This is a genomic window from Citrobacter sp. Cpo032 (assembly GCF_030332975.1).
In the GTDB taxonomy this organism is placed as follows: Bacteria; Pseudomonadota; Gammaproteobacteria; order Enterobacterales; family Enterobacteriaceae; genus Citrobacter; species Citrobacter portucalensis.
Window position 1 is genome coordinate 315,949 of sequence record NZ_JAOWGU010000052.1, and the last position, 17,672, is coordinate 333,620.

At 53.1% G+C, this 17,672-nt stretch carries 17 protein-coding genes; 9 read left to right on the plus strand and 8 right to left on the minus strand.

The features are described 5' to 3' along the window. Positions 1-21: 21 nt before the first annotated feature. On the plus strand, positions 22-945 hold the full coding sequence (locus OGY33_RS23485; RefSeq protein WP_153753785.1) for a DUF5655 domain-containing protein: 924 nt from the start codon (positions 22-24) through the stop codon (positions 943-945). A gap of 175 nt (positions 946-1,120) precedes the next feature. On the opposite strand, the gene OGY33_RS23490 is transcribed toward OGY33_RS23485, so the two are convergent. The 4 genes from OGY33_RS23490 to OGY33_RS23505 all read right to left on the minus strand — a co-directional run bounded on the left by OGY33_RS23490 (position 1,121) and on the right by OGY33_RS23505 (position 4,025). After that, the gene (locus OGY33_RS23490) at positions 1,121-2,185 is read right to left on the minus strand and encodes a DUF2955 domain-containing protein (protein WP_191238884.1); all 1,065 of its coding nucleotides are present in this window, start codon (positions 2,183-2,185) and stop codon (positions 1,121-1,123) included. Beyond that, a complete protein-coding gene (locus OGY33_RS23495; RefSeq protein ID WP_191238885.1) occupies positions 2,175-3,242 on the minus strand; it encodes an HlyD family secretion protein in 1,068 nt (355 codons plus the stop codon). Before OGY33_RS23495 ends, OGY33_RS23490 begins: the two co-directional genes overlap by 11 nt. 6 nt (positions 3,243-3,248) lie before the next feature. Continuing rightward, positions 3,249-3,713, minus strand: a complete 465-nt coding sequence (locus OGY33_RS23500; protein ID WP_191238886.1) for a MarR family winged helix-turn-helix transcriptional regulator — start codon at positions 3,711-3,713, stop codon at positions 3,249-3,251. Between the two features lie 147 nt (positions 3,714-3,860). Further along, positions 3,861-4,025: a DUF1127 domain-containing protein gene (locus OGY33_RS23505; protein ID WP_003019180.1), complete on the minus strand. Its 165-nt coding sequence runs from the start codon at positions 4,023-4,025 to the stop codon at positions 3,861-3,863. Between the two features lie 177 nt (positions 4,026-4,202). On the opposite strand from OGY33_RS23505, the gene OGY33_RS23510 reads away from it, so the two are divergent. Next, positions 4,203-5,615, plus strand: a complete 1,413-nt coding sequence (locus OGY33_RS23510) for an aminotransferase-like domain-containing protein (protein WP_191238887.1) — start codon at positions 4,203-4,205, stop codon at positions 5,613-5,615. A 51-nt stretch (positions 5,616-5,666) separates the two neighbouring features. Here OGY33_RS23510 and OGY33_RS23515 read toward each other — a convergent pair whose 3' ends face one another. Then, on the minus strand, positions 5,667-6,581 hold the full coding sequence (locus tag OGY33_RS23515) for an Rpn family recombination-promoting nuclease/putative transposase (protein WP_128316523.1): 915 nt from the start codon (positions 6,579-6,581) through the stop codon (positions 5,667-5,669). Positions 6,582-6,811: 230 nt separating this feature from the next. Between OGY33_RS23515 and OGY33_RS23520 the strand changes: the two genes are divergently transcribed. The 3 genes from OGY33_RS23520 to mdtM all read left to right on the plus strand — a co-directional run bounded on the left by OGY33_RS23520 (position 6,812) and on the right by mdtM (position 9,893). Then, on the plus strand, positions 6,812-7,627 hold the full coding sequence (locus OGY33_RS23520; protein WP_191238888.1) for a helix-turn-helix transcriptional regulator: 816 nt from the start codon (positions 6,812-6,814) through the stop codon (positions 7,625-7,627). 48 nt (positions 7,628-7,675) lie between these two features. After that, complete coding sequence (locus OGY33_RS23525) at positions 7,676-8,326, plus strand: LysE family translocator (protein WP_048215017.1); 651 nt, start codon at positions 7,676-7,678, stop codon at positions 8,324-8,326. 325 nt (positions 8,327-8,651) lie between these two features. Continuing rightward, positions 8,652-9,893 carry a multidrug efflux MFS transporter MdtM gene (gene mdtM / locus OGY33_RS23530; RefSeq protein ID WP_125363511.1) on the plus strand — a complete coding sequence of 414 codons (1,242 nt, stop codon included), beginning with the start codon at positions 8,652-8,654 and terminating at the stop codon, positions 9,891-9,893. 84 nt (positions 9,894-9,977) lie between these two features. Here mdtM and OGY33_RS23535 read toward each other — a convergent pair whose 3' ends face one another. The 3 genes from OGY33_RS23535 to OGY33_RS23545 all read right to left on the minus strand — a co-directional run bounded on the left by OGY33_RS23535 (position 9,978) and on the right by OGY33_RS23545 (position 13,230). Next, positions 9,978-10,538: a YagU family protein gene (locus OGY33_RS23535; RefSeq protein ID WP_079934429.1), complete on the minus strand. Its 561-nt coding sequence runs from the start codon at positions 10,536-10,538 to the stop codon at positions 9,978-9,980. 238 nt (positions 10,539-10,776) lie between these two features. After that, positions 10,777-11,967: a cystathionine beta-lyase gene (gene metC / locus OGY33_RS23540; protein WP_103014436.1), complete on the minus strand. Its 1,191-nt coding sequence runs from the start codon at positions 11,965-11,967 to the stop codon at positions 10,777-10,779. A gap of 30 nt (positions 11,968-11,997) precedes the next feature. Next, entirely contained in the window at positions 11,998-13,230 is a 1,233-nt protein-coding gene (locus OGY33_RS23545) for a dicarboxylate/amino acid:cation symporter (protein ID WP_048227154.1), read from the minus strand. A 219-nt stretch (positions 13,231-13,449) separates the two neighbouring features. Between OGY33_RS23545 and OGY33_RS23550 the strand changes: the two genes are divergently transcribed. The 4 genes from OGY33_RS23550 to OGY33_RS23565 all read left to right on the plus strand — a co-directional run bounded on the left by OGY33_RS23550 (position 13,450) and on the right by OGY33_RS23565 (position 17,489). Next, entirely contained in the window at positions 13,450-14,376 is a 927-nt protein-coding gene (locus tag OGY33_RS23550) for a LysR family transcriptional regulator (RefSeq protein ID WP_003845596.1), read from the plus strand. Positions 14,377-14,451: 75 nt separating this feature from the next. Next, on the plus strand, positions 14,452-15,732 hold the full coding sequence (locus tag OGY33_RS23555) for a DUF445 domain-containing protein (RefSeq protein ID WP_191238889.1): 1,281 nt from the start codon (positions 14,452-14,454) through the stop codon (positions 15,730-15,732). Positions 15,733-15,745: 13 nt separating this feature from the next. Beyond that, the gene (locus OGY33_RS23560) at positions 15,746-16,210 is read left to right on the plus strand and encodes a GNAT family N-acetyltransferase (RefSeq protein ID WP_032942291.1); all 465 of its coding nucleotides are present in this window, start codon (positions 15,746-15,748) and stop codon (positions 16,208-16,210) included. Positions 16,211-16,301: 91 nt separating this feature from the next. Continuing rightward, positions 16,302-17,489 carry an MFS transporter gene (locus tag OGY33_RS23565; RefSeq protein WP_048215022.1) on the plus strand — a complete coding sequence of 396 codons (1,188 nt, stop codon included), beginning with the start codon at positions 16,302-16,304 and terminating at the stop codon, positions 17,487-17,489. Positions 17,490-17,672: the final 183 nt, after the last annotated feature.

Below are 17,672 nucleotides of genomic sequence, written 5' to 3' on the forward strand. Positions count from 1 at the left end.
GGAAAATAACAGGAGGGATCCATGAGCGATATACAACTGTTCCGCCACTGCGCAGGAAGAGTACAAGAACTACCGGGCAAGGCCGCAGCTGTCGAAAAAGATCTGCAAAGGCTGATTGAATCCCATATGGAAACCTTTCTTGGCGTTCGGTTTCTCGACACTGAATACAGTACGGGTAAAACACACCGTGGCCGGATTGATACATTAGGTCTCGATGAAAATAGCTGTCCGGTTATTATCGAATATAAACGACATAGCAATGAAAACGTGATCAATCAGGGCTTATTTTATCTCGACTGGCTACTCGACCACAAGGCGGAGTTTCGCTGGCGGGTGATGGAGAAAATGGGTAAAACTACGGCCGAAGCCATCGATTGGTCAGGCACGCGATTAATCTGTATTGCTGCTGATTTCAATAAATACGATGAACATGCTGTTCAGCAAATTAACCGTAATATCAGTCTGATTCGCTACAAGCTATTTTCCAGCGATCTGTTGATGCTGGAACTGGTGAATGCCGTAGTAGAAAATAGCCCTCAGCACGACGTGCAGGACATCCCAGCCAGCAGCAATGGGAAGCGTCATACCCGCACACAGCGCGAACAGCTATCTTCTGCTTCTCCAGCACTACTTTCACTCCACGAGCACCTAAAAAGCTATGTGCTGTCGCTTGGCGATGAAGTCCAATATAAAGAGTTAAAACTCTACGATGCCTTCCGTCGTATCCGTAACTTCCTGTGCGTTGCGGTTTACCCAATAACCGATCCCCACCTTCGCCTATGGCTGAAGATAAGCCCGCAACATGTCCAGTTTGAAGAGGGATTTAGTCGGGATGTGACCAATATTGGTCATTGGGGAACTGGTGATGTGGAACTCATCATTCGTAATGAATACGATCTTGATAAAGCTAAGCTTTTGGTTGAGAAAGCATATCAGGAAAATTAAACGACTTTACCCAATACATCGCCACATTGAACGCCCGTTTTCACCAGATAGGCCAAGCCTCGGACACAGGCAATATTGTTCTGATGCCCGGTGGCGCTACGCTTACCGGGCCTACAAATGGCACTTTCCCGTAGGCCGGATCAGGCGCAGCCGCCATCCGGCACTCACTGCCCACTCACTCGGTAATCACAAACCGCGTTACGGCAAAGCAGTTCAACACCCGGTGTACCAGAAATACCATGGTGAGCGTTGCCACCAGCGCGACGGTGACGGAAGTGATACGGTACAGATCGCTGAATACCAGGTCCTGATCCGGGTGCAGGTTCTGGCCAAACATAATGCCGATAGTAGTGATACTGGCAAAACCCACGCCCGCGCCGACTTTTTCCATTACGTGCAGGCGGGCACTGAACGCCAGCCCGAGGCCAATCAGCGGCATCATCAGCAGCATATGGTTGCTGAAATCATAGATAAGCAGTTGCACCAGCAGAATATACAGGCAGGCCAGCACCACGCCGACCACGCGCCAAATCGAGCTGATCACCGCGCCACGGTAGTGCATCGGAAACAGGATCAAAATGCCGGCCATCAGCGCCGACAGCGAATCACTCAAATCGCAGATCTGGAAGACCACAAAAATCATCGTCGCCACCGTGCCGGAAAGCAGCGATTCATGGCGCACCCGGGCGGCATCTTTCTCAATGCGCGGCGATGGCTGGCGGGGTTCCACGTCCGGGATCAGATAATGCAGCAGCGCGCTCAGCGCCACCGCCATGACGCAGGCTTCCATATTGGAGAACATCAGCGTATGCCAGTTGGTGGTGGGATAGCTCATAAAGTTGAGCATCGTACTCTGGCACACCACGCCCATCGAACCGAGCAGAAACAGCGGTCCTTTGCTCATAAAACGAAAACGCATCACATACAGGCCGAACACCACCAGTGTCATAACCAGCGGCCACTGCGACAGATAGCCGACGATCAGCACCATTTCGACACAGTTCACCGCCGCGCTGAACACAAACTGTGTTGCCACATGGCGGTTGAATACCGGTACCAGCGACAGCAGCATCAGCGGATAAACCACAAAGAACACGCCGTACTGCACGTTGTAGAAGGTCGAGATACTCAGCGCGATTGTCCCGGCAACGGAGATACGCAGGGTCTGGCGAAAATCATTGGCGGTGTAGACAATATTCCCGTGCGGCGTAAAGACGTGGGCCAGCGTGTTAATAGACATAGTGTAGCCAGCTAATGAGGTGGATCTGCGCCCCGGCAAAGGTGCGGGCGAACACGCCCTCGCTGTTATACAGCTGTACAGTGGCGCGCGCCCCGGTCGGTAACGGCGTGTCAAGCGGTTCGTTCAGCGCGACGTGAATGCGCATACGCTGGGCATCGCGCACCCAGCGGGTGGACTGTTCCGGTTGCGACAACTGGCCATTAACCTGTTCCTGGCCCGCCAGAATACCGGCATCGCTGCTGGTGACGCGGGCAGAGAAAACCTTGCCCGGCATGGCGTCGAACACCACGGCGGCATCGGTATCCACTTTAGTGTGGCGCAGACTTTTCTCGCGAAAGTCGGCCACGATATCGGTCTGATGGCTGACCAGCGCCAGTAGCGGCGTGGCGGCAGTGGCGTAAAGTCCGGGGCTAAGCTGGAGGTTACTCACCGTGCCGTCGGTCTGGGCATATACTTTGCTCCAGCCGAGGTTCAGCTGCGCCTCTTCCAGCGTGTTACGGTATTTTTGCAGCGTTACGTTACGTTTGTCATCGCGCTCTCCGCGCTGGATCAGCAGGTTCTGAATACTGGCATTCAGCGCCGCCACCGACTGCTCGCTGGTTTGCCAGGCGGTACGCACCTTGTCGAGATCGGATTGCGACACGTTCTGCATGGCGCTCAGGCGCTGATAGCGGTCTAAGGTGGTCTTATCGTTGCGGGCGTTGAATTGCGCGGTGCGCAGGTTGGCACGGGCAGAGGCGATCTGCGCATCCAGCTGTTGGTTACTCAGCTTCGCCTGCTCAAGGGCAATTTGCGCAGCCTCGACCTTATTGATAAATGGCGTCGGATCCAGTTCGTACAGCAAATCGCCCTTCTTCACCTGGCTATTGTTATGCACATGCACCTGCGAGACGTAGCCGGAAACGCGTGAGGAAACGGGCGTTACCACACGCATCACCGTGGAGTCCGGCGTCAGCGGGATCCAGATATCGGCAACGATAAACCAGGCGAATATTACCAGGAAAGCGGCAATACTCACCCTTACCCAACGGGCAAATTTTTGTTCTGGGGTCATCATAGTTTTTTAGTGTTGATTGTCTTCTTCGCGGATTGTCCGCAAATTGCAGGCGAGTTGATTTAACGTCGTGCTAAAGGCGGCAAGCTCTGCTTCAGGAATGGTACAGGTGACGCGATGTTGGTATGTCTCTATCACCCGGTTGAGTTCGTCCAGCCTTGCGCGGCCTTGCGCGGTCAGCGCCAGCAGGCGGATGCGTTTGTCATAGGGCGATGTGGAACGCAGCAGATAGCCCTGCTTTTCCAGTAGTGTGAGGGTGCGCATCAGCGGCGGCAGTTCAATGCCCTGCACCTCCGCCAGTTCACTGACCGAGACGTTGTCTCCCAGTTGATACAGCTGCATCAGTACCGTCCAGCTTGACTGTGTCAAACCAGTATCGGTGATGGCAGCATCAATAATGGCCCGCCACTGGCGCACCACCATCGCCATGCGCATCCCCATCGGACGGCGGGCAAACAGTTCATCTTCAGTCATCTTACTTCCCCTCATCGCTGAAAAGAAAATAATACTTATCAGGATAAGTATCAAGAAACAGACTATCAACAAGCATGAATTGATAAACACCGTGAATATAAAAGAGGCCGGATGCGCTAACACCCGGCCTCGGTCGATAGAAAATAATTACTCCACCTGATCGCGTCGCAGCCCGACGTCCCGCAACCGCTCATCGCTCATCTGTTGCAATAGGCGCCGCGTTTGCGCCCGCAGCCGCCACGCCTTGTATGCCCGCCAGATCAGTACAAACCCAATAAACGGCTGTTTTGCTTTATTCTCGTGAAATTCCATACCTTGCCTCCCCGCCTTGCCAGAGGCTTTATCTTCACGGATTTGGCCCAAAACAATACAGACTCAAAAAGTACTTTTATTTAACATACAGATTGGTTAAAAAGAGTTCTGCATCGCTTTTTTCACGCCATTCTGTACTGGTTTTTTAATCTGTATGGTACCCATGAGGGATACAGCATGACGCGTTACCAACATCTGGCCAATCTGCTGGCCGAACGCATTGAGCAGGGGCTGTATCGCCATGGCGAAAAATTGCCTTCGGTGCGTAGCTTGAGTCAGGAACATGGGGTCAGTATCAGCACCGTCCAGCAGGCATATCAGACGCTGGAACAACTACAGCTGATCACACCGCAGCCGCGTTCCGGTTATTTTGTCGCACCGCAAAAAGCGCAGCCGCCGGTGCCGCCAATGTCGCGCCCGGTACAGCGTCCGGTCGAGATAACCCAGTGGGATCAGGTGCTGGACATGCTGGCAGGTCATGCGGATAAATCGATAATCCCTTTTAGCAGTGGCGTGCCAGATATCAATCAACCCAGCCTGAAGCCGCTGTGGCGCGAGCTAAGCCGCGTGGCGCAGCATAATCTCAAGGCGGTGCTGGGTTACGATGAATTACCTGGCTGCCGGGAATTGCGTCAACAGATTGCACGGCTGATGCTGGACAGCGGTTCGGTGGTCAATGCAGACGATATTGTGATCACCAGCGGCAGTCAGAGCGGAATGTCGCTGGCGCTGCTAACGGTTTGCCAGCCTGGCGATATTGTCGCCGTTGAATCACCGGCCTACTACGGCACGATGCAGCTACTGCGCGGCTTAGGGATCAAAGTTATTGAGATCCCAACCGATCCGGATACCGGGATCAGTGTTGAAGCGCTGGAGCTGGCGCTGGATCAGTGGCCGATCAAAGGTGTGCTGCTGGTTCCCAACTGCAACAACCCTCTCGGATTCATTATGCCGGATGCGCGTAAGCGGGCAGTGCTCGCCCTCGCCCAGCGCCACGACATCGTTATTTTTGAAGACGATGTGTATGGCGAACTGGCAACGGAGTACCCACGCCCGCGCACGATCCACTCCTGGGACAGCGACGGTCGGGTAATACTCTGCAGTTCGTTTACCAAATCCGTCGCCCCCGGACTGCGAGTGGGCTGGGTGGTGCCCGGTCGCTATTACAACAAGCTGCTGCACATGAAGTACGCCGTCATCGGCACTAACGTTCCCGCTACGCAACTGGCGGCGGCGACCTTTGTGCGCGAAGGTCATTATCATCGGCATATCCGGCGTATGCGCCAGATTTATCAGCGCAATATGGAGATCTACACCTGCTGGGTACGGGAATACTTCCCCTGCGGGATCTGCGTCACCCGACCGAAAGGCGGCTTTATGCTGTGGGTCGAGCTGCCGCTCCAGGTCGATATGGTCTGTGTCGCTAAGCAGCTCTGTCGCCTCAAAATCCAGGTTGCACCGGGTTCTCTGTTCTCCGCATCGGGGAAGTATCGCAACTGTGTGCGCATCAACTGCGCATTGCCGCCAAACGACAAGCATCGGGAAGTAATGCAGAAGCTCGGAGAGGCGGTAAAAACGGCAATAGAGTAGATCGAGCTGCCCGGCGCTTCCGGGCAGGCAATTAGGCAGTTTAAGCTATATCTAATGGCTTAAACCCTGAATCTCTTCAGCGGAAAGTCGGGTGATTTTTTGTACCGTGCTGATATCGATGCCATCTGCCAGCATGGTGCGGGCAATACGCAGTGCCTCATCACGTCGCCCCTCTCGAAGCCCTTCCAGCCTGCCTTTTTGTAGTCCTGCCTCATGTAATCTGTCCGCGATCGTCATCAATTGCTCCTTGTGCTGCGGTGAACGTTCGGCAACCCCGCGAATAAACTCACTGAATCGAGGTGCATCGCCAGTTCGTAAAATATAATTAAACAGCGTCTTTATCTGAGTGTCATTAGTCAGTCCGGTAAGTAGCAGGGAAACAATTTGCTCGACCAATCCCATAAGATCGCGTTGACGGATATGTTTTTGGATTAACTCCAGCAGCGCCATACGTCGATGCTGCACAATTTCGTCATCCGGAATAACCGTAATATCCACCAGCGGAAACGCCGCAGCATACAGCTGACGAGCCAGCTTCGGGTTGGCAAACTCATCCAGCCAGCACAGCGAATAAGGGTACGGGCTTTTAGCGCCGTGATAAAACAGCATCGGCACCACCAGCGGCAACTGCTGATGCCCGGCATCTAAATGTTTCTGCATGGCCGCTACCGCATAGCGCATCAGTCTGAATGCCATATGCGCATCCGGTGTGCTTTGGTGTTCAATCACCACATAAATATATCCATCCCCATCCGTCGTTTTCACCGACCACAGCACATCGGAATAGTACGCACGTAAATTCTCTTCGATAAAACTGTCTGACTCGAGTTTAAGCGTCTGAAGATCGCAAAGCTCGCGCAGCGAAGCGGGAAGATGTATTTGCAGAAAATCCCGTGCAGTCTCAGGGTGACGTAAAAATGTTTTAAAAACCGCGTCATGCGGTGTTGAAGCGGAAGCTTTGTTCATGGCGATCCTTCACCTGAAAATAAGATGCCATGACTGTAGCGCCGGAAAACCACATCCTCACCTGCAACTTTCTCTCTTTGCGAGACGATTTCCGGGATAACAACGCCCTTATGTAACGTCTGCATTTGTCTGGAACACGTCACGCAGAATCGCCAACTCAATGCGCATTCCCACTTTTTCACCACTCGGCCTGTGCTATAACAAATCATCACTTTCAGGGAGGACACGATGTGACGCATACCCGAGATATTCCACAATCGTTCTGGCGTGATGAGCAGTTGCCGTGGCTGGAACTGCGCAGCACCTGGCAAAGCCAGCAGGCCTATAAGCGGCATCACCACTCTCAGCTCTCGATTGGGGCAATTCTCGAGGGGGAAACGTGCTGTCTGTGCGATGGCGAGGAATACCATCTGCAGGTGGGCGATCTGATTGTGATACCGCCGCTGGCACCTCACAGCTGTAATCCTGTTAACGGACAGTTTCGCAGCTATCATATGCTTTATCTTGATACCCAGTGGTGTCTTGCTAATCTGCCTGCGCAGAACACCAATCAGCGGCTTTGCACGCCTGCTCCCGTTATCCGCGATGCGCAATTATTCCAGCGTTATATGCACCTTGTGACGCTCATGCCGCAACGCCAAACCGCGCAATTAACGGATGCCGCGCAAACATTGCTTCACTCGCTGCCGTTGCAGTCGGTCACACCAGAAAACCTAAGCGCCACCAGCCAGTATCTGCGCGAACGGTTGCAGTCCAGCCTGCTCGCGCCGCCCTCGCTCGATGAGCTGGCACATGAATGTCACATGCGTAAAGAGACGCTGATCCGTACCTTTAAGCAGGACACCGGGCTGACGCCAGGAAGTTATCTGAACATCATACGGATTGACTATGCTCGCCAGCGGCTGCGGGCCGGAGACGAAATTGCCGATGTCGGCTACCAGAGCGGGTTTGCCGACCAGAGCCATTTCCATCGCACCTTTGTGCGCTACACCGCCGCCACACCGCGCCAGTACGCGTTGGGACGATCAATATCAGACAATAATTAGCGCTGCGTCAGGCGTACGGTGATCTCAGATTCATTCTCTGAGGTCGCTATGTCGCTGCTTTCTTTACTTTTTCCTTCTGCTTTTCCCGCGCTGGCACTGGCGCATTTCGTCGCATTGCTTAGCCCCGGGCCGGACTTCTTTTTACTGGTCGGTTACGCCGCACGATACCGGATGCGCGGCAGCGCCGGGTTGTGCGTGGGGATCGCTTTCGGCAACGGGCTGTATGTTCTGCTGGCAATTATCGGTTGGGGGATCCTGCGCCAGCTTCCCCTGTTGTTTACGGTTATTGAGCTGCTGGGCGCGCTCTATTTATTGTGGATTGGCAGCCTGCTGGTACGCAGCCGCCCGCAAACGCTGACCGGAACAGACGCCCAGTCTACCTGTCCAGGATTTGGCAAACAGCTACTACTGGGATTGGGTTCGTCACTGCTCAACCCAAAAAATGCGCTGTTCTATCTGGCGCTAATGACCGCCCTGCTCGGCCCGTCGGTGACGCTGCTGCAACAAACCATGAGCGGGATCTGGATGACCAGCATAGTGCTGTGCTGGGATCTGCTGATCGTGATGTTCATTGGTTTACCGCAGATCCAGCGACGGTTATCCAGAGGGATATTATGGGTAGAACGTATCGCTGGCGGTGTATTAATTATCTTCGGTTGTGCCATCGCTCTGCGGTTTTTGCAGAGCATCGTAGTCTGATTTGCAGGGCGATTTTCTGCACATAAACCGGATAAACTCGTTTAATTAATATCCAATCCGCATTACACTGCGGATGGTTATTACCCGTTCAACTTACTCTTCCTGAGGTGCGATGTGCTGATTGTTACCTGTAATCGTTACGTTTTCTGACCCCGCGTCAGTGAGCGTATCTTCTGTTTGCGCTTCGCGCAGACAGCGTTTTTGATTACATGAAATTCAGTACATTTGCAGTCTGCTTTTTTTCTGTCATCGGTCTGACGTCTCAAAGACGGTATTGAATTTCGCTATTCCCGTTGAGGGTTTTCTCCCGACAAGGAGCTGTTTTATGCAACGGATTCTCGCGTTTTTCTCCCAACGCGCCACAACGCTTTTTTTTCCTGTCGCATTGATTTTATATGACTTCGCCGCCTATCTGTCGACGGACCTAATCCAGCCCGGCATCATTAATGTCGTACGCGATTTCAACGCCGACGTCAGCCTGGCGCCCGCGGCGGTCAGCCTCTATCTGGCTGGTGGTATGGCGCTGCAATGGCTGCTGGGGCCGCTTTCCGATCGGATTGGCCGCCGTCCGGTACTGATTGCGGGAGCGCTAATTTTTACGCTCGCCTGCGCTGCCACATTGTTCACCACCTCGATGACGCAATTTCTGGCCGCCCGTTTTGTGCAAGGCACCAGCATCTGTTTTATCGCCACCGTCGGCTATGTCACGGTGCAGGAGGCATTTGGGCAAACAAAGGCCATCAAGCTAATGGCGGTAATCACCTCTATTGTGCTGGTGGCACCGGTTATCGGCCCGCTCTCCGGAGCGGCGCTAATGCACTTTGTACACTGGAAGATCTTGTTTGCCATTATCGCCGTCATGGGGCTTATCGCACTCATTGGACTCACATTAGCAATGCCAGAAACCGTCCAGCGTGGCGCGGTGCCGTTCAGTGCGCGCAGCGTAGTGCGTGATTTTCGCGACGTTTTCCGCAACCGGGTGTTCCTGTTTGGCGCAGCCACGCTGTCGTTAAGCTATATCCCGATGATGAGCTGGGTGGCGGTCTCACCGGTTATTCTGATCGATGCTGGCGGCATGACCACATCGGAGTTTGCCTGGGCACAGGCCCCGGTATTTGGCGCGGTGATCGTCGCCAATATGGTGGTCGTCCGCTTCGTGAAGGATCCGACCCGGCCACGCTTTATCTGGCGAGCGGTTCCCATTCAGTTGAGCGGGCTGGCGGTATTGATTGCTGGCAATTTACTGTGGCCGCACGTGTGGTTGTGGTCAGTGCTGGGGACCAGCCTGTATGCGTTTGGCATTGGAATGATCTTCCCAACGTTATTCCGCTTTACACTATTTTCCAACAACTTACCGAAGGGTACGGTTTCGGCGTCGTTGAATATGGTGATCCTGACGGTGATGGCGGTTTCTGTCGAAATTGGGCGTTGGTTATGGTTCAACGGCGGCAGGATTTCGTTTCATCTGCTGGCGGTGATGGCTGGTATTGCCGTCGTGTTCACGCTGGCAGGCTTACTAAAGCGCGTACGTCAGCATGAGGCCACCGCATTAGTCACAGAGAGTTAACCTCCTATGAACCGCCCCCATTCGCGAACACTGGTTTTGTGTTTAGCGGTCGGGGGCAATCCATCATAGTGCATCAACTTTTAATCATCTGACGAGAGATAACGGAACTTCCGCATCGGGTTCATGCGTGATCCGATTACGCAGGTCACGACGAATCATTTCAATGACCCAAAACCAGAAAATATGTCCAATAATTTCCGACACATATTCATCAAATGGTAGCTGAGACAAGGGCGGCGAAAGATGAAGGGCGGGAATGAAGATGCCATGAACTGCCACCGTCACGATTAAACCTGCCAGTACCCCCTGCCAAAGTTTAACTTTTGGAAAAATTTCAGCGGCAACGCAATATCCGACTGCAAACACTAATGAAAATATGATGTGCGTGACCATAACCGGATTAATCACATGTTCAGAAAAGGTATAGACCGTTTGCGTGGGGTCAATCCCTAAATAGTCTCGGAGAAAAAGGTACGGAGGATTAAACTCATTTCTTCCCAAAGAAAATGTCCTGGGTGGAAGCGGAACTTCGGCTCCCCACTTAACAAATGCAGAAAGTACGCCAGAAACGATACCGACTAACACGGCAACGCCATAATGGCGGCGTTCCGTCGGTGTCCTTGAGAATAAATCTTTCAGCTTCATAACTCATCATCCCTTATATGCCATAACACTTAAAACCAGTGGCTATGCTACCCAGGAGGGATGCTGAAAATTGTGACAAAGATTACTTTTGATAAAAAATGATCTTAAATGACTACTTGTGAGTTAATTTGATTGTGAATATAGCGTCATCGCGAATGTCATACAGGCGTTTTATCCGGCCTACTGGGTTACGTAGGCCGGATAAGCATCAGCGCCATCCGGCTACGCTCACCTCACCTTACGCAATGCGTGCAAATCCCGCTTCCAGATCGGCAATCAGGTCGTCGATATCCTCAAGGCCAATATGCACCCTGACCAGCGTGCCGCTGAAATCTACCTCTCCAGCCGGGCGAATGCTGTTCAGCTCTTCCGGCTGGTTCGCCAGAATGAGCGACTCAAATCCGCCCCACGAATAGGCCATATGGAACAGCGAGAAGTTATCGAGGAAATTCGCCATCTGTTCGTCGGTCAGTCTCTTTTTCAGCACAAACGAGAACAGGCCTGAGCTTCCGATAAAATCACGCTGAAAATACTCATGGCCCGGACATTCCGGTAATGCCGGATGATTCACCCGTGCCACTTCCGGCCTTGCCGACAGCCAGCGGGCAATATGGATACTGCTCTCCTGATGCTGCTTAAGGCGTACCGCCAGGGTGCGCAATCCGCGGCTGCCGTTGTAGGCCGTATCGGCGTCCAGCGTTTGCCCCATCAGATAGGAGTTCTCGCGCAGGCGATCCCAACAACGGGCGTTCGACACCGCCGTGCCCAGCATGGCGTCCGAATGGCCGATGGTGTACTTCGTTCCCGCCTGAATGGAAATATCCACGCCATAATCCAGCGCTTTGAACAGCACGCCCGCCGCCCAGGTGTTGTCGATCATAATGACAATCTCCGGATTCACCGCGCGGATAGCCTTCACCATCCCCGGCACGTCCTGGACTTCCATGGTGATAGAACTTGGTGACTCAAGGAATACTACCTTTGTTTCCGGACGCAGAAGATCGACAATGCCAGCGCCAATCAGCGGATCGTAATATGTTGTTTCCACGTTGAATTTGCTCAGGATCTTATTGCAGAAATCCTGGGTTGGTTCATAGGCCGCCCCCGTCATCAGAATATGATCGCCACCCTGAACAAACGCCAGAATCGCATTGGTCACCGCCGCAGCACCACATGGGTACAGCGCACAGCCAACGCCGCTTTCCAGTTCGCTCATTGCCTTCTGGAAGGCAAAGTGGGTATAGGTTCCGCGACGACCATAAAACAGCTCGCCGTTCGCGCGATTGGCGGTGGCAAATTTCTTGTCCTTCACGGTATCAAATACCAGTGAAGAGGCGCGTTGGATAACCGGATTCACCGCTCCCTGGGTATAGCGTTTGTCGCGACCAGCAACAACCAGGTGCGTTTCAAGCTTCATTGCGTCTTTCATAACATCTCCTGTTCTTAATCCGTGTGAAACCTATACCACCGCAGCAGTAGAGTTTATTTCAGCGTTGGTCTGCTTTTTTCCAGCGAACCGTTCAACAATCTGCGCCGCATTCAAATCATGGATAACGTTAATCAGTGTGGCCGGCGCATCGGTAATGGTGCCCAGCACCACCAGCATCGGGATTGCTTCCATCGGCAGGCCCAGCGTGGTGACGATAAAGATTTCACCGAGGAACGCCCCGCCCGGCACGCCACCAACGATAATGGCGGAGAGCACCGCAATCAGCATCGTCAGGAAGAAGGTTTCGGTGGTGAATTCCATGCCCAGCACGGAATAGATAAAGACAATTTTTAGCGCGGCAATCATCGCCACGCCGCCCTTGTTGAGGTTAACCAGCAGCGGAATGGAGACATCAACGATTTCCGGGTTAATCCCCATCGCCTTACCGGCACGCAGCGTCACCGGGAGCGTCCCCAGTGAAGAGCAGGTACCCAGCGCGGTCGCAGACGGTTCAATCGCGTTACGCCAGAAGGCTTTGACCGCCGGAATACCGCCGCCAATATACGAATAGAGAATCGAGCCAAAGACAAAGTAGACCAGCGTGGCAACCATAAACAGGCCGATGGCGCGGGCAAAGGTTAACAGTAGTGCAGAGTCCTGACTGGCCATGGTGGCGGCGAAGTAGCAGCCCAGACCAATCGGCGCGACCTTCATAATGATCGAGACGATCTTCATGATCACGGTATTGGCGTCTTCCAGCAGCGACGCAATACGTTTACCGGCCTGATCCGACTGGCCAATTGCGACACCGGCGATGATTGCCATTACGATCAGCGCCAGAATATTGGACTTAGAAAACAGTCCGATAAAGTCGCTGGTGGTGATCATACTGACAAAATCCATCTTACCGCTGCCCGCCTGCACCGACTGCGAGAGATCGATAGTGACGCCCTGCGCCGGGTTATACCAGAGCGCCAGCGCGACGATCCCGGCGGCTGGAATAAAGGCCATGGCGATCGAAACAATAAAGATAATCGCCATAATGCGCCCCAGCCTTTTTAGGTCGGTCATACTGGCGATCGAAGACATAACGCTGATCCCCACCAGCGGCACAATAATCATAAATAGCAGGTTTAAGAATATCTGACCTATTGGCTGGAGTTTACTTGCAAACGATGGGGCATAAATACCTAATAAGCCGCCAATCACCAGAGCAACTAATAAAATAATCGACGATCTGTAGGGTTCGAGTCGTGACCACATAATCGGTACCTTTAGAATAATAATTAATGAGATTAAATTCACAATGTGATGAGTTTCCGTTTCGCCTCCTTTTATTTTGTGACGTAACTCACCTAAGTTGTTATTTTTTCATTTTGCCAGCAAGTTGTTTCCTGTGATTCAATAGTTGCATGTTTAAAACGCGAATGTAACGGCCTATTCGTACCGTTTTTGCAAATCACTTGTGAATTAAAGGAAACTATGAGTACGCCGATTTCACTCAAGCATCTGGAGTTTTTTACTAAAATCGTCGACTGCGGAGGATTGTCAGAAGCCGCGGCGCAGCTCAACGTATCGCCGTCTGCGGTCAGCAAAAGTCTGGCTGCGATGGAAGACACGCTGGGCACGACATTAATTAAACGCACCACCCGCAGTATTACCCTGACCGACGCCGGGCAATATCTCTTCAACCGCGCTAATAAGCTTTTGAAAGAATTCGATGAAACGCTGAATACCACTTCCGGTTATTACCACAGCCCGCAGGGTGAATTACGCATAACCTGCTCAATTGCGTTTGGTTATTCCCGGCTGGTGAACCTGGTGGATAAATATCGCTCCCAGTTCCCGGATGTGAATCTGTATATCGATCTCAACGATAACTTTGTGAATCTGAACGAAACAGATTTCGACATCGCCCTGCGCATCTCCACCGCACCGCCGCAAAACTATGCGATGCGCAAGCTGGTGCCTGTTCGCTGGGCGTACTGTGCTTCACCCGGCTACCTCGCCAAAAAAGGCATGCCCCAGCGTCGAAGCGATCTGGTGGATCATGATTGTCTGGTTTATCCCGGCCTCACACCGGTGCTCAAGGTGGCGGATGAACAGGATCGTCTGCATCAGTTGAAACTGCATATGCCGATCCAGGCCAACAGCAGTCTGGTATTGCTGAAGTCAGTGTTAGAAGATCAGGGAGTGGCGTATTTGCCCACCTATCTGATTGGCGATCATATTCAAAAAGAAGAGATAACGCCGCTGATGCTCGACGGCACTATCACCTGTGAAACTCACGCCCTGTATGCGCTGTACTTTCCCAGCAAGTACAGCAATCCGAAGGTGCGATCGTTTATCGATTTTCTGGTGGCGGAACTCGGCCCCTTGCCCGCCTGGGACAACTGGATCCCGGAGTAAGCCCAGCCCACCTGAAAATGGGAGGCGCTCCACATTTTTTGCACGATCCCCCCGTCTGGCTCTATCCTTAAGCCTATGAATAAAATTGCTGAACTCAAACGCGCCAAGCGACTGGCGCTCTCATTGCTGCTGATTGCCGCTGCCACCTTCGTCATCACGCTTTTTCTGCCGCCTAATTTCTGGGTACTGGGGATCAAAGCGATCGCCGAAGCGGCGATGGTGGGCGCGCTGGCGGACTGGTTTGCCGTGGTGGCGCTTTTTCGCCGGGTGCCGATCCCGTTTATCTCGCAGCACACGGCGATTATCCCGCGCAATAAGGATCGGATCGGCGAAAATCTCGGGCAATTTGTGCAGGAAAAATTTCTCGATACCCAGTCGCTGGTCGCGCTGATCCGCCGCCATGAACCGGCGCTGTTGATCGGCAACTGGTTCAGCCAGCCGGAAAACGCCCAGCGTATTGGCCAGCATCTGCTGCAGATCATGAGTGGTTTTCTCGAACTGACCGACGACTCGCGCATTCAAAGGCTGATCAAGCGGGCGGTGCACAAGGCCATCGACAAAGTCGATCTCTCCGGTACCAGCGCGCTGATGCTGGAAAGCATGACCAAAAACAATCGCCATCAGGTGCTGCTCGACACGCTGATTGCCCAACTGATCGCCCTGCTCCAGCGCGACAGCTCGCGAGCGTTTATCGCCAGACAGGTCGTGCACTGGCTGGAAACCGAACATCCACTGAAAGCGAAGATCCTGCCAACCGAATGGCTGGGCGAGCACAGCGCCGAGCTGGTGTCTGATGCCGTTAACTCCTTGCTGGATGACATCAGCCACGATCGCGCACATCAGATCCGCCATGCCTTCGATCGCGCCACGTTTAAGCTCATCGATAAGCTCAAACACGATCCGGAGATGGCCGTGCGGGCCGAAAGCCTGAAAAGCTATCTGAAGGAAGATGAAGCCTTCAACCGTTATCTTGGCGAGCTGTGGGCAGACCTACGTCAGTGGGTGAAAACCGACATTAACGCCGATGATTCCCGCGTGAAGCAGCGCATCGCCAGCGCCGGGCAGTGGTTCGGCGAAACGCTGGTAGCCGACAGCGCCCTGCGCGCCTCACTGAATGGGCATCTTGAGCAGGCCGCACATAAAGTAGCGCCAGAGTTCGCCACTTTCCTGACACGCCATATTAGCGACACGGTGAAAAGCTGGGATGCACGCGATATGTCGCAGCAAATCGAGCTGAACATCGGTAAAGATTTGCAGTTTATCCGCGTCAACGGCACGTTGGTTGGCGGTTCTATTGGGCTGGTGTTATTTCTGTTGTCGCAAATTCCTTCCCTGCTGACGCTGGCGAATTTTTAAGGAGAAAAATTCAATGACGATGAACATCCGCATTTTTTCCCTGCGCGAAACACCGGAAAAACTGCACGAGGTCACCGCTTACTTTCAGCAACAATGGGCCTCAGAAGACTCCATGAGAGTTTACGAGGATGCACTGCATCGTTGTATTGGCGCAAAGAACCCGCTACCGCAGTGGTACTGGCTGCAGGACGGCGACAGCATTGTTGGCTGCGCCGGATTGATCACCAATGATTTTATCAGTCGCGGCGAACTGTGGCCGTGGCTATGCGCACTCTATATCGATCCTCGCTATCGTGGTCACGGTCTGGCGTTTCGCCTGATTGAACATATTGCGCAGCAGGCCAGACAGTTAGGCTTTATGCGGCTTCATTTGTGTACTGACCTGGAAGGCTTATACGAGAAAGCGGGATTTTACTTTGACGGGGCGGGCTATCATCCGTGGGGGGAAGTCTCACGGGTCTACAGTCGTAATCTTTGACAGCATTAGGCCTTGCGTTATTTTACTTTTCATTATCATTTACACATGTAATATAACAATTATCAGCTAACAGCGCGAAATGAGAGTCCGTATGTCCCAGGGAAGCCCAGATTCAAATCGTCATGCCATCAGCGTCGCGCTTTTTGGCATGCTGGTCTTAACACTGGGTATGGGAATTGGGCGCTTTCTGTATACACCAATGCTGCCGGTACTGCTGTCGGAAGGTCAATTTACATTTGACCAACTCTCCTGGATTGCCAGCGCCAACTACGCCGGGTATCTGGCGGGAAGCCTGCTCTTCTCCTTCGGGCTCTTCCATCTTCCCTCACGCTTACGCCCGATGCTGCTAACGTCCGCGCTCGCTACCGCAGGGCTGATTCTGGCGATGGCAAGCTTAACGCAGCCCGCGCTGGTGATGCTGATCCGCTTTCTGGCGGGCGTCGCCAGTGCAGGTATGATGATCTTTGGCTCAATGATCGTTCTGCATCATACCCGGCATCCCTTCGTGATCGCGGCATTGTTCTCCGGCGTTGGCGCAGGCATTTTGCTGGGCAATGAATATGTTATTAGCGGTCTGCATTTTGCGCTTTCATCGCACACGCTCTGGCTGGGCGCAGCGGCAGCCTCGGCTCTGTTCTTTGTGCTACTGGTTATACTCCTGCCATCTCGCAACCACGTGCTCCCCGCTGCGGCCCCGGTAAAAACAGAGCATCAGCCTATGTCCTGGTGGCTGCTGGCTCTACTGTACGGGCTGGCCGGATTTGGCTACATCATTGTCGCCACCTACCTGCCGCTGATGGCGAAAAGTGCCGGTTCGCCGCTGTTGACTGCCCATCTCTGGTCGCTGGTCGGCATATCGATAATTCCGGGGTGTTTCGCCTGGCTGTGGGCCGCCCGACGCTGGGGAGTATTGCAATGCCTGACGGCGAATTTGCTGATTCAAAGCGCCTGCGTGGTCATGACGCTCGCCAGCGGCTCCTTGCCGCTGCTGGTGATAAGCAGCATGGGGTTTGGCGCAACGTTTATGGGAACTACTTCACTGGTGATGCCGCTTGCCCGTCAACTAAGCGTGCCGCGCAATATTAATCTGCTGGGCCTGGTCACTCTAACTTACGGCATTGGACAAATACTTGGTCCGCTATTAACCAGCCTGCTGGGAAGCGGCGCACAGGCGATCGTTAACGCCACGGTGTGCGGCGCGGTCGCGTTGTTTATTGCGGCGCTTATCAGCCTCACGCAATTATACAAACAGCGTTTCGCCTCGCCCAAAAGAGTATAAACGGCAAACATCTAAAGAAGTTATATTCGGATTAGTCCGCAATTAAATGTCAGCATTTAATAAACCGCAAATAATCGGCAATTACCCGTCAGACAATTTATAATTCCCGGCTGTTCATTTATATACTCAATTTAAAATGCGTAAAAATGGACATATTAATTCAACATCAACACCATCTTCGGG